Source organism: Mesorhizobium sp. 1B3, from assembly GCF_050958605.1.
GTDB lineage: Bacteria > Pseudomonadota > Alphaproteobacteria > Rhizobiales > Rhizobiaceae.
In genome coordinates, this window is record NZ_JBJHDO010000005.1 from 84,096 (window position 1) to 97,908 (window position 13,813).

A 13,813-nucleotide genomic window follows, 5' to 3' on the forward strand; every position below is an offset into this window, starting at 1 on the left:
CCGGCGTCATATCGTCGAATTGATCGCGCCGCCGTCGAGCAGGATATTCTGGCCGACGATGTAGCCGGCGTATTGGCTGCACAGGAACGCGCACATCGCACCGAATTCTTCGGTGGTGCCGAACCGTCCTGCCGGGTTGGCCGCATAGGCTTGCGCCCGAGCTTCCTCGACACTGATGCCCTTTTGGTTCGCGGTGCTGTTCATAAGCGATTCTATGCGCGCAGTCTCGTGTTGGCCTGGCAGCAGGTTGTTGATGGTCACCCCATAATGCGCCACCTGGCGCGACGTGCCTGCGACGAAGCCGGTCAGCCCGCTGCGCGCCGCACCCGAAAGACCGAGCGCGGGAATTGGCGCCTTCACTGAGCCGGATGTGATGTTGACGATGCGGCCCCAGCGGCGTTCGATCATGCCCGGCAGTACGGCCGTGATGAGATGGATCGGCGAGAGCATGTTTGCGCGGATCGCTGCTTGCCATTCCTCCTCGCCCCAGTCTTGCCACATCCCGGGCGGCGGGCCCCCTGCATTGTTGACGAGGATGTCGGGCGCGGGCGCTGCCTCCAGCAGCTTGGCGCGCCCTTCCGGAGTCGTCACGTCGCACGCGACGGGGGTCACTTTGACCCCGTATTTCCGAGCGATCTCACCCGCCGCCTCGTTGAGCGGCCCCTGCGAACGCGCGTTGAGGACGATGTCGACGCCTGCTTCGGCAAGCTTTTCGGCCGCCCCCCGGCCGAGCCCCTTCGATCCGCCGCATACGATGGCAGTTCTGCCCTTGATCCCAAGATCCATCTGTGAGCACTTTCCATTTGTGCGCCGTGGCGGCGCGGAGGTGGACATCCCGCCGCCCAGGGCGGCGGGATGTGTCTGTCAATCCTTAGGCGTAAAAGTGTAGCCCTCGGCGATCATGGCGTCGGCTGGAATTTCCGGCAGGTCCGAGAACAGTTCCGGCTGCTCCTTCATGACCTTGACGATGTGCGTGGCGTTCATGTGTTTGTTCACGTCGAAGGCGCTATCGATGAATCCGAGGCGATGCAGCGTCGACACCGCGGCGTGCAGAGCCTCGTAATTGTTGGCCGAAAGCCGGCGGTCGGCCTGCTGGATGTTGTAGCCCATCGCCTCTTCCGCAACCGCCGGGTCGAGGCCCGGAATCCATCTGGTCGCCACCTGGGCGGCGTCTTTCGGATTGGCGCGCATCCATTGGTCGGCTTCCGAAAGAGCGGCGAGATATTTTTCGATGGTTTCGCCGTTCTCGGCGACCCAGTCGCTCATCGAGACGTTGAAGCCGACATAGGAGATATAGTTGCCCCCGCGCACCACCTGATAGGCGCCCGGTACGTCCTTCTGGGCGACGATCGGCCAGGGGTCCCAGCCGGAGAAGGCGTCAATGCCGCCCGACAGCAGCGCGACCGTCATATCCGGCGGCGGGGTATTGACGAGTTGCACGTCGTCGACCGAAAGGCCGGCCGCCTCGATCAGCGCAAGGACGTAGAGATGGTTGATGGTGCCGAACGAGGCAGCGATCTTCTTGCCCTTGAGCGTCGAAAGATCGTCGCCGTCGATGCCCGATCCCTCGCGAGCGACCAGCGCCATGGTGGTGTCGGATCCGAGCTGGGCGGCGTTGCCCGAATAGTTACCGAGCGCGACGAGATTCATCCCACGCACGACCGCGCCGATCATCGGCACGCCGACCTGGACCGTGTCCACCTCTCCGGCCTGCAGCGCATTGAGCGAATCGACGCCCGTCGCGTAGGGGTTGGCGATGGTCACGTCGAGGCCATGCTTTTCGAAGAAGCCCTGCTCGAGCGCGATCGGCAGGCCGAGCTGGTCGATGCCAGAAACCATGCCTGCTTTGAGTTCTACGAGGTCGTCCTGGGCGCTTGCGGCCATCGGAGCCGCCAGCGCCAGACCGACCGCCAATGCCAGTCGTCTAATCATTCTTCTCCTCCTCATGTCAGCGGCTCCACCTTCAGGACCCAAAAGGGTCTCGCCAGTGCTTTCAGATCCGCTCTGTTGACCCCGCGCACCTGCACGGAGTTTTCCTTCGTGCCCGAGACCCGCCCGAGCTTCTGGAATTTCTGGATGTGAAAGCGTTCCGGCGGAAAGGCCAGGGTCACCAACACATCGACCCGCCGCCTTTCTTGCGGAATGCCTTCGCCGATCTTGCCGGCCGCCGCTGCGCTCAGCCACGCCTGCCAGCCAAGAATCGCGGCGACAACCCCGATCACCACCTTGCCGCGCGTCGAGCGTATGGCGTCGCGCAGCATGCTCATGCCGAGCGCACCAGTTGCAGCACCTGGTTCGACAGTGCCTTGAACTTGTCGTCCTCAACCAGCAGATCCCAGGAGCGCGGCCGTGCCAGCGGAACGTCGACCTCTTTCAGCACATGCCCTTTCGAAAGCACGACGACCCGGTTGGCCAGAAACACAGCCTCAGACACGTCGTGGGTGATGAAGACCACCGTCGGCCGCCGTTCTTCCCAGATGCGGGTCAGTTCTTCCTGAAGTGTCATGCGCGTCTGCGCGTCGACGCTGGCGAAGGGCTCGTCCATGAGCAGCACGTCGGGATTGTTGGCAAGAGCGCGCACCACACCGACCCGCTGCTGCATGCCGCCAGAAAGCTCGGCGGGATAACGGTCGGCCGCGTGCGACAGGCCGGCCAGCGCCAGATACTCTTCCGCGATCTTCGCCCGCTCCTGCTTGCCGACTCCGCGCATCTTAGGGCCGAAGGTGACGTTCTCGGCCACCGTTTTCCAGGGAAACAGGGCGTGCGACTGAAATACCACCCCGCGATCTGGACCCGGCCCCTTCACTTCGCGTCCATCGACGAGGATGCGCCCGCCAGTGACGTTCACGAAGCCAGCGATCATGTTGAGAATAGTCGACTTGCCGCAGCCTGAAGGTCCCACCACGGCGACGAAATCACCTTCCTCCACGCTTAGCGATACATCCTTGATCGCAGTGAACTTGGTGCCGCGATAGGGGTCGAAATAGGTCTTGGAAAGGTTTTCCAGAGCCAGGCTTTTCATGACGTCACCAATCCCCAGCGCTGACCCGTCGCGCGCTCGATCGGCGCGAGGAACCAGCTGTCAACGATGTACCAAAGCACGCCGAGCACGATCATGCCGACGACGATCTCCTCCACGGAGCCGGCGCGGCGCGCGTCGAACATCAGGAAGCCGATGCCGCTGGTGCCGACGATGATCTCGGCCGCGATCAGCGCGCGCCAGCCGTAGCCGAGCCCGTTGCGTAGGCCGGTAATGATGTTGGGGAGTGCGCCCGGCAGCATCACCTCGAGCAGAATGCGCGTGGGCGATGCGCCGAGGCTCTGGGCGGCGCGGCGCAGTTCCGGCTTGACCGAGCGGATGCCCAGCACTGTGTTGAGCACCACCGGAAACAACACCGTGTAGACGATCACGAAGGTCATCGTCGTCAACCCGAAACCGAACCAGACCAGCAGGATCGGCAGCCATGCGATGTCGCCGATCGCTTGGAAGAACAGCAGGATTGGCCAGGAGAATTCGTGCGCCTTGCGGTTGAGGCCGATGAACACGCCGAGCGGAATGGCGATCACCATGCCGGCAGTTGCCCCAACGGCCAATCGCGCCAAGCTATCGGCAAGATACTCGCTGAGAATGCCTTTGTAGGCCAGGTCCCATCCCGTTTGCACCACTTCGACCGGACCTGGAAGGAAGGTAGGCGGGAAGATTTGCAGCCACGCGATGAACCACCACAGCGCGATCAACGGCACGAAGGGAACGAAGGCCGCTAACGCGGGCCAGCGCTGTGTCCAGCGGGCATAGTAGCCCCATACAGTGTAGATTGCCGTCATGACCGCTGCACCAGCCCCCAGCGTTCGACCGTAGTGCGCTCCAACGGCGCCAGCAGCAGCCTGTCGAGCACCAGCCAGATCAGGCCAATGACGATCATCGCAAAGACGATCACTTCGGTGCGGTAGAAGTCGCGGGCAAGAAACAGCATGTAACCGAGCCCGACATTGGTGGCGATCATCTCGGCGGCAATCAGCCCGCGCCATGCGAAACCCATGCCGGTGCGGATGCCGGTGACGATGTTCGGCAGCGCGCCGGGAAGCAGCACCTGAGTCAGCATCTGCCAACGGCTGGCCCCCAGTGACGCAGCCGCATGGCGCAGCGGCATCGGAATGGTCGAAACGCCCAGCAGCGTGTTGTAGGCGACCACGAAAAAGACGGCATTGAAGATGATGAAGGTGATGGCGCCGAATCCGTAGCCGAACCAAAGCGTTGCAATGGGGATCCAAGCGATACCGGCAAGAACCGAGAAGAATCGAAACGGCGGCGTCAGGAAGTCGGACACGCCCTTGCTGACGCCCATGGCGATGCCGAGCGGCACGGCGGTGACGATGGCGAGCACCGTGCCGACCGAAACGCGCAGCATGCTGGCGCCGACATGGGCGGCGAGCGAACCGTCGGCCATCGTCCCCCAGCCGGCGCGCAGCACGGTTGGAACGTCGGGGAAGATGCGGGGATTAACATCGAACGCCGATACGACCACCTGCCACAGCACCACGAGCAGCAGTAGCGGCGCAGCGAACTTGACCGCCTGCCATGTACGTCTGTACGGCACCGGCGAGAAGCTGACAGCCTCCTCAGCCATAGGCAGGCTCGCTCGCTTCCGCTTTGCGCAGATGGATAACGATAACGGACATCTCTCTCCCATTTGCCAGGGTGTTCCCGGCCATCCTCTTCCACGCACCACAGCGGGCGCAGGTGAAGCCACGAGTGACTATCGAATGAACTGGTCGATAAAGTCGGCGCCCAGGCCGTTCTTGGTGTAATGTGCGCGGCACTTGTCGATGCGTGTGAACACATCGTCGTAACCGACGGTAGCCCCGTCCGGATCGACATAGATCATCGCGCCATTGACCTGAAACAGCGTGATCATTTCCTCGACGTGCTCGTCCACGACAAGTGTATGTGTTTCACCTGGTGCTTCGTAGACGTAGCCGCCTTGTCGTGCGACCCAGTCGTGCTCGAGGTAACGCCACTCGCCTTTGATCACGTAGCCATGGACTGGAAGCGGGTGACGATGCCGCGAGAGCACGCCGGCTTTGCGCACCTTCAGCAAGTTCATCCAATAACCGCGCGACACGCACATCAGCAGCGGCCGAAACCAGACATTCTCTTCGACGGGAACCCACACACGATCATCGGCAGGGATCGCGTCCGGGACCACGAGCTCAGGCGGAGACTCGCGCGGCTGTGCCTTTTTATAGGGCACCCATTTCTCGCTGGCGGGTGCATTGCCCCGCTGATTGACCGCCATATCTCTCCTCCCCAACCATCCGGCACCAGGGCTCTGCTTCCTCCACGCCCCAACACCGCCGGTTCAATACAAATCAGACTGCGATTGCCCAACGTCCACATTGTGGATAATGTGCCCATATTATCGACAGACCAAAGTTTGCTTGTCAAGCACCGTCGGAAAGGACGCGAGAGATGAATGAGGGCGCCGGAGCCAACCCCAGGACGCAGGTGCAAGGCACCGCATCTTTTTCCAAATTCATGGTTGTCCTCAATGCGATTGCCGATCATCCTGGGAGGCTCGACATTGCGCGCCTCGGACGTCAGCTTCCATATCCGCGGGGCACGCTCTATCGCATCGTCACTGCCCTCATCGCTGAAGGGCTCGTCACGGAAAATCTCGAAACCGGCACTTACCAACTAGGCCACAGGCTTATCCAACTGGCTTCGAAAAGCTGGGAAACATCCGATCTGCGGTCCATTGCGAGAGACCACATCGAAGCGCTGCGCAACGCTACTGGCGAGACCGTGCATCTCGCCGTTCCAAGTGGCCATGGCATGGTTTACATCGACAAGCTCGAAAGCCCGCGGACGGTACGCATGACGTCGCGCATTGGAACACGCGTGGAAATGCACAGTACATCGGTCGGGAAGGCCTATCTTGCCGGATTGCCGGAGGAAGACTGTCGTCGAATTATCGAGGAACTCGACCTCAAGCCACGAACTCGAAACACTATTACCGACGCAGGCACTCTTTACACGGAAATTGTGAAGACACGAATACGCGGCTATTCCTACGACAACGAAGAAAACGAACCGGATATACGCTGCTTCGGTGGTGCAATATTCGATCGTTCGGGCAAGCCTGTCGGCGGGGTCAGCCTGAGCATTCCCATCTACCGCTACGATGAGGACCGGGCCAGAACATACGTCGAAAAAGTGCGCGAAACCGTGCAGGCAATCACCGCAGCGCTTGCAACAGTCGTGTAACGCGTCGACGTAATTCCCGAATTGGACGACATTGACGGCCATTCCACGGGGTGATAGCCATATTGTGGCGAAATTGTTCACAATGTGGTCGCCAGAGAGCCGACTGTATGCCTTCTCAATGCGCCAGCTACAGATTTGATGGATGTACCGCCGTGGTCACGGGAGGGTCGCTGGGCATTGGAGCGGCCATTGTTGACGCTTACCGCCGCGCTGGTGCGTCGGTCATGGTGTGGGATTTGGCAGCGAAGGATGACGTTGCCTCCGGAACGCTCACGGTCGACGTCGCCGATCCAATCTCCGTCGATCGCGCCGCAGACGCAACACTGGAAGAGCTCGGCAGGATAGACATTCTCGTGAACAATGCCGGCTTCGCGGGGGCGACCTTACCCGTGGAAGACTACGATCCGGATATTTGGCGCCGCATTCTGGATGTGAATCTAACCGGCACCTTTACGGTGACCCGCAGGCTGCTGCCCGCGCTCAAAGCAAATGGCTGGGGCCGGATCGTCAACATAGCTTCGCTGGCAGGCAAGGAAGGCACGCCGAATGCGGCTGCCTACAGCGCTTCGAAAGCCGGCGTTATCGCTTTGACAAAGTCGCTCGGGAAGGAGCTTGCCGGCACTGGCGTGCTCGTGAATGCCATTGCGCCTGCGGCAGTTCACACAACGCTACTCGACCAGATGAGCGCCGAGCATGTCGCAACGATGCTTGCGAAAAGCCCGATGCGCAGAGTTGGCGAACCGGAAGAGGTCGCCGAGATGGTCCTCTGGCTTAGCTCCAATTCGTGTTCTTTCAACACTGGCGCGGTTTTCGACCTCTCAGGAGGGCGCGCCACTTACTAGCCACGTCATGAACGGCAAGGCGTAAACTGATGCCGCATGTTGAGAACGGAACACATTAACCCTGGGTCGTCCACTTCTCGCCGCTGCTGCTGAGGCGCTTCACCCGACGCAAGCGGGCAATGAGCGGCAAGTGGCATATGGACGAGACGGACATCAAGGTTCGCGGCCGCTGGATGTACCTCCATCGAGCGATCGACAGCGTGGGCGGCATAGTCGAATTTTGGCTCAGCGAACATCGTTGTCTTCAAGCGGCGAACGCTTCCTGCGTAAGGCCTTGACCCCCCCGATCCGACCGGATCGCATCGTCGTCGACGGCAGCAGGCGTTGTAAGTCAGGCCGTTGTTCGCCGACAATGCTGCTCCAGCTCGAAACCTGTGCCCCTTCCAATTTCGGCGGCGATGCATACCCTCTCGCTCGAAAAAAGCCCAATCCCGGCGATAAATTTCGAAGGCTTTTGTGTCGAGGCCACTCTCGTCAGTTGCGGGTTGTGGATGGCTCTGCCGCCAGCGATTTCCCGACTTCCTCGCTACCCGCAGTTGCGTTAGCGATCATCGGGAACTGGGGGCCGAAATGCAGACTGTACGACTGTTCCAGCATGCTCTGGAACAATTGGAGAACCAAAAGCCGACGAATTCACAGCAGGTATACGCGCTCACCCAGGAGCTCAAGCCGCTCTGCGACGCGACCACAAACCTATATGTCGTCGACCTTCTCCCCGACGATCCTCTGGGATTCGGGCTGGATACCCTCATCGAGAATGTAGATATGCAGGGGATTCAGCCAACCTTCGGGGCTTACGCCGACCAGGAATATGTGCGGAAGGATATCGTTCCGCACTACCTTGATGCAAAAGAAACGGGAAATTTCAGCCGACTTCGATTGAGGTCACGCATCCAGGACCAAATCGCGGTCTACGATCGGCTAATCCTGCCGATAAGAGAGAAGAAGCAGTCAAGAGAACAGAAGCAGTCACGCTGGGCGCTTTCGATTACCAAGACCCGGCTATTGCTTCCCGCCGAACCAAAATTACGAGTGCTGACCGATCGACAGCAGGACATCCTCTACCTGCTGGCGCAGGGGCTCTCTTCCAAGGAAGCCGCACAACGTCTGGCAATTTCGTACCGGACGGTCGAGCACCAGATCGAAGCCATCAAGAAAAAGCTTGGGGCCAGGAACGTGACCCAGGCCGTGGCGATCGCTGTCGCGCAATCCATCATCGATTGAGCCCATGGGTATTTCTACCTAGTGGCCAAATCCTGTCCCCTCGACTACCCGCTAGCTTAGTGGGCGGGGGCCCATGCATTTGCGAGCGCAGAACCCATTTTCGAGGAGTGGATTCTGCGGTCCGCTAATGCTCGCTCCAGCCTTTAGGACAGAAACTGAGGTACCCTAATGAACAGGATTTGGGGCTTGCTCTTGCTGGCGCCCCTGGCGGCCTGCAATGGCAGCGTCGAGGACAAAGCTGTCCAGGCCTGCGAAACCGTTTTCGCGGCACTGGAAGCGGGACAACCGCCTGAGAAGAGCGGCAAAGCCAAACTTGAGAAGAAGGAACTTCAAGGAGACAGAGTCCACCTTCTCATACATGGACCAAACGGCCTCGGTGAAATGATTTTCACGGATCTGAACTGCATGTTCAAACTGGACCGACAGCCAACAGAAAGAGACGCAACGCTGAAGCTGTCCAAGATCGAAATCGGCAGGTCCCCGGAGAGCGTATCGCGTGTCGACAGCTATCTGAAAGATCAGGGACACAAGACCGTTACCGAACGGCTCAAAGAAAAAGGGCTGGATGCGATCCTTCCTAGCGAAACAAAGATAAAGCTAAAAGATTAGCAAGTTCGAAAAATCCCCATGCCAACGGAAGAGAAGTGAATGTCCGAATCAACCGTAACCCTTGCGCCCGCGACCGAAAACAAGATCCTGGCCTACGTCGCAGATGCTCTGATGTTCTTCTTTCCGCTGGCAGGAGTGGTCATTGCCTACATCGACCGACCTAAGGCATCACCGATGGTCGCGTCACATTACACCTATCTCATCGGGACCTTTTGGAAGTCGCTACTGCTGACGGTGGTCAACATCCTGCTGTCCTTCGTGCTGATAGGCCTGTTCACCGCCGTGGCGACGGGCATCTGGTATCTGGTCCGCACGATCAAGAGTCTGGTGCTGTTGTCCCGCAACGAGCCCATCGCAAAGCCATCGACGTGGTGGATTTGAGCGGACGGGATCTCAATGCCCATCCTGACTGCCAAGCCGTTTCTGAATTTCTGCATGAGGGCTATCCAGTGAAAACGTTTGCCAGAAATCTCCTCCGCTGCCGGCATCCGGCCTGCCTTCCATGGCCGCAGACTTTACCTACGATTCTGTTCTGCCAGTTTATTTAAAGCTCGACTCGACTTTGATGCCTGAAGACATTGTCGACGGTTATATGGAGACATATCGCCCAGAGGTCTGGTCGAAATTCCGAAATGACGAGTTCGAACTGGAGGAAAAACGGGAAGAAACCTTAAGAATGATGAAGGACCGTATTGCGGCGGCTGACGCATCCGAGACTTTCATCATTCAGTCCCGTTTCGAATTCGGAGATTATGATTTCAAGAATGAGAAGTTCGACTTTCGCCCCTTTGCTGATGGCCTGTTTTTTAAACTCGATCATTGCTGCACCGATCTACCACGAAAGATAAAGGTATCATTCCTGAATGCAGATCTCGTTGATGGGATCCAGATGGCCAAGGACGAAGCGAAGGCTTTCCTGAACTCGCGAAAATCGTCTGGAGGCTATGTCAATCGCACCGTCCTGGCGAAACTGAGTATTGTGATGAAAGAGGTCCCAGCTCGTGGGGATCTGAAATCGGAAATCCAAAGCGTCGAGATATATGACAACGACGGACGAACGCTGATCACAAAGATCGCTAGGGAAAGCGCCACAAACTAATGCATGTCGCCCAAAAGTGTGCAGCGGTTTTGGGCAAAGGACATGCAAAAACGACAGCTAACGCATGTCGGGCGAAACCCAATTCGCGCGACATGCTTTAGCATCGAGTTCCGGTGAACGAATCCTTCTGCGGCCACATTGAGTTCAGGCTACCATCCCGTCTGCCTCCGGAAGAGGTGGCGGGATGGCTTTTTATAGATTTCTTGCTTTCAGGAAGGTCCCTTCATGGTCACTCCTCGTCTCCTTCTGACAGCCTTGGTTTGCTTTTCCGCGCAAGCCTCGGCCAGGGCAGGTGACATCCTGCCGACGCACCCCAAGGAACCCAGCGCGATCATCTTCGAACGAAACGACTACGGCGGCAGGAACTCCATTGCCAAGGCTAAAGTCACACGCGAATCTGCGGTCGACTGGTGCGGGAACTGGAAGCCTAGTGATCCCGCCGAGGCCTGCGCCGACGAGATCCTGGATAGCGAAGCGGGGCGTGTATATGAGGCCAGCGCCAACTGCCATTCAGGGGAACTGACTTCCATCTTTGGAGACCGCTACATCTACAACGGCCTCTGGAGGAACACAGGCGACGGCATGTGGGACGGCTGGGCAAAATTCAAGGATACCAAGTCAGGGGAGACGGTTGGAACCTCGAACGCAGCGGGCGGCATAGCCTTGGCGGCTCAATGGCGGGCGCTATGTCCGTATGGGGCACCGTTTGACATGCAACCGCTCAGGATGGTCGTTACAGCAGCAGAGCATTCCGAGTATGGCGAAATCGCGGGCCACAACGGTTCGACCATGCGGATCGACTACGGCATGGGCACCATAACCTACATCCATCCGAAAGAGTCGCTTGAAGGGATTGTGCCGTACGACGCGCTGCTTTTCAGGGGAGCGATCATCATGAATGGTCCCGTCGAGGGCATGGCATTTACTTTCAAGAAGGGCTGTGAGCCTGCTTCGTACCATGTCGAGGGCTATTTCCCGACGGACTCTGACAAGCTCGTGCTGACCGGAAAAGCGCCTGTGCGCGAAGGCTGCAAAGTTGTCGGCTACAGTGAGAAATCGCCGAACGCCCGGCTCGTTTTCGATCTGCCGTATCACTGAGGATTTAGCAGCCAATTCTCACAGCGAGAAAGTCGCGGACGATCCTAGACCCGGCTCCTGTCGAGACGCGCCCAGCCGGTTGAAGGCGTTCGGCTAATCCTGCTGGCGGCGGAGCCGATCCCACGTTGATCCTCGACCGCCGGGCTCAAATCTCTCCAGGCTGACATGTTGCAAGGAAGGGATGTTATCGCTAACATTCCGGGACAATATGTCCAGGATCGCGTGAGCCCAAAGAGCAAATCCATGAAACGAGTATCAAGATGCGCTGGCGCGTACTCGATCGAAGAGCTTCGCCAGATGGCTAGGAGACGATTGCCCAGGGCGATTTTCGATTTCTTCGACGGGGGCGCGGAGGATGAACGCGCGCTAGCTGCCAATCGAAGCTCCTATCGCCGCCATGCTCTCGTGCCTTACGTGCTTCGGGACGTTTCGGACATCTCGCTGGAGACGGAAATACTGGGTGCGTCTTGCGCCTTGCCGCTGGCCATCGCCCCGACGGGCGTGGCGGGTTTCGGCTGGCACAAGGGAGATGTGGCGATAGCCCGGGCGGCGGCAGGCGCGAATGTGCCCTATGGGCTTTCGACATCTGCGACCGCTTCGATCGAGGAGGTCGCGGAAGCGATCCCGCAGGGCCGCAGGTGGTTCCAGGCATATATTCTGAAAGACCGCTCCTTCACGGAAAAGCTCGTCGCTCGCGCCGAGAAAGCCGGATACGAGGCACTCATGATTACCGTCGATCTTGCGGTCGGCGGCAAGCGGGAGCGCGACTTCCGAAACCATTTCTCGATCCCGTTCCGTTTCACGCCGCGCAACTTCCTCGATTTCGCATTGCACCCGCGCTGGTCGCTCCCGATGCTCGCAAGAGGGGTTCCGCCAATGTACAACCTGATCGGGCTGGAAGCCGCGAGCCGAGACCCCAAGGCGCTCGCATCCTCGGTGGGGCGCAACTACGACCCGTCTTTCGATTGGGAAGGCCTGCGCCGAATTCGTGATATCTGGCCGCACAAGATGATCGTCAAAGGCATCGTGCGAGCCTCCGATGCCGAGAAAGCCGCCCGCATGGGATGCGACGCGATTGTCGTTTCCAATCACGGCGGCCGCCAGCTCGATGCCGGACACGCGATCCTCGATGCGCTCGTGCCAATCGTCGCGGCGCTCGGGCGCGATGTCGAGATCATGGTGGACGGAGGGGTCCGGCGCGGTTCCGATATTGTTGTGGCCCTCGCTCTCGGGGCAAAGGCGGTCCTGATCGGCCGCCCCACGCTCTACGGCGTCTGCGCAGGTGGTGAGGAAGGCGCGTCGCGCGCCCTCGAGATTCTGCGCGACGAACTGCGGCGCACCATGCAGTTGTGCGGTGTCGCAAGCGTCGCCGAGATCACGCCAAAGCTGCTGGAGTTCGACTGAGTGGCGGGATCCGGTAGGTGGGCCGTGAATCGGAAGGGAAGTGTTTTCAATATGTTGGGCAATCACCGCGCATCGGAAAACTATTCCTGATAGCGGTCATAAACAGGTCTGATTTGACTTGTGAGGCGCAGGCTTCAGTTTCCCTTTCCGTGTGCTAACAGGGGAACAAGAAAATGAGTTACCGTCGTCTGATTGCGAGTTTGGCCGGCATTCTGACCGCCACGATGGCCTATGCAAACGACGTTCCGGAGCAATCATTCAAGATCATTGGGACATGGAGCAACGCGTCCACCTACAAGGGCTACGAAGCGCCCTTGTGGAACGAGGCGATCCCTGAAGCATCGTCCGGCAAGATCAAGGCCGACATGCAGGCGATCGATGAACTCGGCCTATCCGGTTCGGAGGCGATCAAGCTGCTCTCGACTGGCGCGTATGACGTCGGTTTCGCGCTGTACTCCTACATCGTGTCAGGCGACCCGATCTTCGAAGGGTTCGACCTCGCTCTCGTCGCCCGCAGCGCGGAAGAGCAGCGCAAGGTGGTTGGCGCCTTTTCGCCCGTCATAGAGAAGGCGATGAGCGACGTGCACAGGATCAAGCTCGTTACGAACTATCCTTTCCCGCTTCCCGTCATCGCCTGCCGCGACGAGTTCAAGAGCCTCGAGGACCTCAAGGGGCGCAAGGTGCGCGTCTTCGCGACGACCCAGAGCGACCTGATGGACGGGCTTGGCGCAATCAGCGTGTCGATCCCGCTCGCCGAGGTTCCGACCGCTTTACAGCGCGGTGTCGTTGATTGTGCGATGGCCAGCGCGATCGCGATGTACAAATCGAAGTGGTTCGACGTCGTCAACTATCTCTACGAAATGCCGATCGGCGGCGCGATGGGCTTCATGGGCGTGACGGAGTCGCGCTGGGCGGCCCTCGACGACAACACGCGTGCCCTCATCGAGCAGGAGGCCGGGAAGTTCGCGGACAGGACTTGGAGTCTCACCCATTCCGATGAACAGCAGGGGATTGCCTGCCTGACCGGCGAGCTTCTGGATGGCGACGCCTGCAAGTATGGCGAGCCGGCCAAGATGAAGCTGGTTCGCACGAGCCCGGCGGATGCCGGGGTGCGCGAGCGGATCCTCTCGGAATTCGTACTGAAGCGTTATGCCGAGCGCTGCGGTCCCGAATGCGCCAAGGCGTGGAGCGATTCCGCCGGCGCGGCGGTGAACATCTCTATCGCGCAGTAAGAACTCTCGCGGCGGTCGCTTCGGTCGCGCGCTCAAGGCG

At 59.5% G+C, this 13,813-nt stretch carries 16 protein-coding genes and 1 pseudogene; 10 read left to right on the forward strand and 7 right to left on the reverse strand.

From position 1 onward, the window contains the following. Positions 1–6: 6 nt before the first annotated feature. From ACCO56_RS15140 to ACCO56_RS15170, 7 genes are all read right to left on the reverse strand, one after another. A complete protein-coding gene (locus ACCO56_RS15140; RefSeq protein WP_433641601.1) occupies positions 7–786 on the reverse strand; it encodes an SDR family oxidoreductase in 780 nt (259 codons plus the stop codon). A gap of 78 nt (positions 787–864) precedes the next feature. Then, complete coding sequence (locus ACCO56_RS15145) at positions 865–1,932, reverse strand: ABC transporter substrate-binding protein (RefSeq protein WP_433641602.1); 1,068 nt, start codon at positions 1,930–1,932, stop codon at positions 865–867. 11 nt (positions 1,933–1,943) lie between these two features. Next, positions 1,944–2,261, reverse strand: coding sequence for a hypothetical protein (locus ACCO56_RS15150; protein ID WP_433641603.1), 318 nt, complete (start codon positions 2,259–2,261; stop codon positions 1,944–1,946). Between the two features lie 2 nt (positions 2,262–2,263). After that, entirely contained in the window at positions 2,264–3,022 is a 759-nt protein-coding gene (locus ACCO56_RS15155) for an ABC transporter ATP-binding protein (RefSeq protein WP_433641604.1), read from the reverse strand. Next, positions 3,019–3,825 (reverse strand): ABC transporter permease, encoded by an 807-nt coding sequence (locus ACCO56_RS15160; protein WP_433641605.1) that lies wholly within the window; start codon positions 3,823–3,825, stop codon positions 3,019–3,021. The genes ACCO56_RS15155 and ACCO56_RS15160 overlap by 4 nt, the downstream gene beginning before the upstream one ends. Continuing rightward, a complete protein-coding gene (locus ACCO56_RS15165) occupies positions 3,822–4,628 on the reverse strand; it encodes an ABC transporter permease (RefSeq protein WP_433641606.1) in 807 nt (268 codons plus the stop codon). The genes ACCO56_RS15160 and ACCO56_RS15165 overlap by 4 nt, the downstream gene beginning before the upstream one ends. Positions 4,629–4,757: 129 nt before the next feature. Further along, a complete protein-coding gene (locus ACCO56_RS15170) occupies positions 4,758–5,297 on the reverse strand; it encodes a 2,4'-dihydroxyacetophenone dioxygenase family protein (protein ID WP_433641607.1) in 540 nt (179 codons plus the stop codon). 173 nt (positions 5,298–5,470) lie between these two features. On the opposite strand from ACCO56_RS15170, the gene ACCO56_RS15175 reads away from it, so the two are divergent. The 10 genes and pseudogenes from ACCO56_RS15175 (at position 5,471) to ACCO56_RS15220 (ending at position 13,773) form a co-directional block, all read left to right on the forward strand. After that, a complete protein-coding gene (locus ACCO56_RS15175) occupies positions 5,471–6,265 on the forward strand; it encodes an IclR family transcriptional regulator (RefSeq protein WP_433641608.1) in 795 nt (264 codons plus the stop codon). Between the two features lie 107 nt (positions 6,266–6,372). Then, the gene (locus tag ACCO56_RS15180) at positions 6,373–7,107 is read left to right on the forward strand and encodes an SDR family NAD(P)-dependent oxidoreductase (protein WP_433642015.1); all 735 of its coding nucleotides are present in this window, start codon (positions 6,373–6,375) and stop codon (positions 7,105–7,107) included. A 62-nt stretch (positions 7,108–7,169) separates the two neighbouring features. After that, positions 7,170–7,438: pseudogene (locus tag ACCO56_RS15185) on the forward strand (DDE-type integrase/transposase/recombinase); the annotation flags it as partial. A gap of 239 nt (positions 7,439–7,677) precedes the next feature. Continuing rightward, positions 7,678–8,331: a response regulator transcription factor gene (locus ACCO56_RS15190; protein ID WP_433641609.1), complete on the forward strand. Its 654-nt coding sequence runs from the start codon at positions 7,678–7,680 to the stop codon at positions 8,329–8,331. Positions 8,332–8,499: 168 nt separating this feature from the next. Continuing rightward, the gene (locus ACCO56_RS15195; RefSeq protein ID WP_433641610.1) at positions 8,500–8,940 is read left to right on the forward strand and encodes a hypothetical protein; all 441 of its coding nucleotides are present in this window, start codon (positions 8,500–8,502) and stop codon (positions 8,938–8,940) included. Between the two features lie 39 nt (positions 8,941–8,979). Continuing rightward, positions 8,980–9,321 (forward strand): DUF4870 family protein, encoded by a 342-nt coding sequence (locus ACCO56_RS15200; RefSeq protein WP_433641611.1) that lies wholly within the window; start codon positions 8,980–8,982, stop codon positions 9,319–9,321. A gap of 121 nt (positions 9,322–9,442) precedes the next feature. Beyond that, entirely contained in the window at positions 9,443–10,039 is a 597-nt protein-coding gene (locus ACCO56_RS15205; protein WP_433641612.1) for a DUF4852 domain-containing protein, read from the forward strand. 225 nt (positions 10,040–10,264) lie between these two features. Next, positions 10,265–11,137 carry a hypothetical protein gene (locus ACCO56_RS15210; protein WP_433641613.1) on the forward strand — a complete coding sequence of 291 codons (873 nt, stop codon included), beginning with the start codon at positions 10,265–10,267 and terminating at the stop codon, positions 11,135–11,137. Between the two features lie 312 nt (positions 11,138–11,449). Continuing rightward, the gene (locus ACCO56_RS15215; protein WP_433641614.1) at positions 11,450–12,541 is read left to right on the forward strand and encodes an alpha-hydroxy acid oxidase; all 1,092 of its coding nucleotides are present in this window, start codon (positions 11,450–11,452) and stop codon (positions 12,539–12,541) included. 173 nt (positions 12,542–12,714) lie between these two features. Continuing rightward, positions 12,715–13,773 (forward strand): TRAP transporter substrate-binding protein, encoded by a 1,059-nt coding sequence (locus tag ACCO56_RS15220; RefSeq protein WP_433641615.1) that lies wholly within the window; start codon positions 12,715–12,717, stop codon positions 13,771–13,773. Positions 13,774–13,813: the final 40 nt, after the last annotated feature.

What these genes read in the sequence shown, in the direction of transcription:
- ACCO56_RS15145 (WP_433641602.1), bottom strand. Translation starts at nt 1,932, where the DNA reads ATGATTAGACGACTGGCATTGGCGGTCGGTCTGGCGCTGGCGGCTCCG.
- ACCO56_RS15140 (WP_433641601.1), bottom strand. Translation starts at nt 786, where the DNA reads ATGGATCTTGGGATCAAGGGCAGAACTGCCATCGTATGCGGCGGATCG.
- ACCO56_RS15190 (WP_433641609.1), top strand. Translation starts at nt 7,678, where the DNA reads ATGCAGACTGTACGACTGTTCCAGCATGCTCTGGAACAATTGGAGAAC.
- ACCO56_RS15205 (WP_433641612.1), top strand. Translation starts at nt 9,443, where the DNA reads ATGGCCGCAGACTTTACCTACGATTCTGTTCTGCCAGTTTATTTAAAG.
- ACCO56_RS15210 (WP_433641613.1), top strand. Translation starts at nt 10,265, where the DNA reads ATGGTCACTCCTCGTCTCCTTCTGACAGCCTTGGTTTGCTTTTCCGCG.
- ACCO56_RS15200 (WP_433641611.1), top strand. Translation starts at nt 8,980, where the DNA reads ATGTCCGAATCAACCGTAACCCTTGCGCCCGCGACCGAAAACAAGATC.
- ACCO56_RS15165 (WP_433641606.1), bottom strand. Translation starts at nt 4,628, where the DNA reads ATGGCTGAGGAGGCTGTCAGCTTCTCGCCGGTGCCGTACAGACGTACA.
- ACCO56_RS15220 (WP_433641615.1), top strand. Translation starts at nt 12,715, where the DNA reads ATGAGTTACCGTCGTCTGATTGCGAGTTTGGCCGGCATTCTGACCGCC.
- ACCO56_RS15195 (WP_433641610.1), top strand. Translation starts at nt 8,500, where the DNA reads ATGAACAGGATTTGGGGCTTGCTCTTGCTGGCGCCCCTGGCGGCCTGC.
- ACCO56_RS15155 (WP_433641604.1), bottom strand. Translation starts at nt 3,022, where the DNA reads ATGAAAAGCCTGGCTCTGGAAAACCTTTCCAAGACCTATTTCGACCCC.
- ACCO56_RS15175 (WP_433641608.1), top strand. Translation starts at nt 5,471, where the DNA reads ATGAATGAGGGCGCCGGAGCCAACCCCAGGACGCAGGTGCAAGGCACC.
- ACCO56_RS15150 (WP_433641603.1), bottom strand. Translation starts at nt 2,261, where the DNA reads ATGCTGCGCGACGCCATACGCTCGACGCGCGGCAAGGTGGTGATCGGG.
- ACCO56_RS15160 (WP_433641605.1), bottom strand. Translation starts at nt 3,825, where the DNA reads ATGACGGCAATCTACACTGTATGGGGCTACTATGCCCGCTGGACACAG.
- ACCO56_RS15180 (WP_433642015.1), top strand. Translation starts at nt 6,373, where the DNA reads ATGCCTTCTCAATGCGCCAGCTACAGATTTGATGGATGTACCGCCGTG.
- ACCO56_RS15170 (WP_433641607.1), bottom strand. Translation starts at nt 5,297, where the DNA reads ATGGCGGTCAATCAGCGGGGCAATGCACCCGCCAGCGAGAAATGGGTG.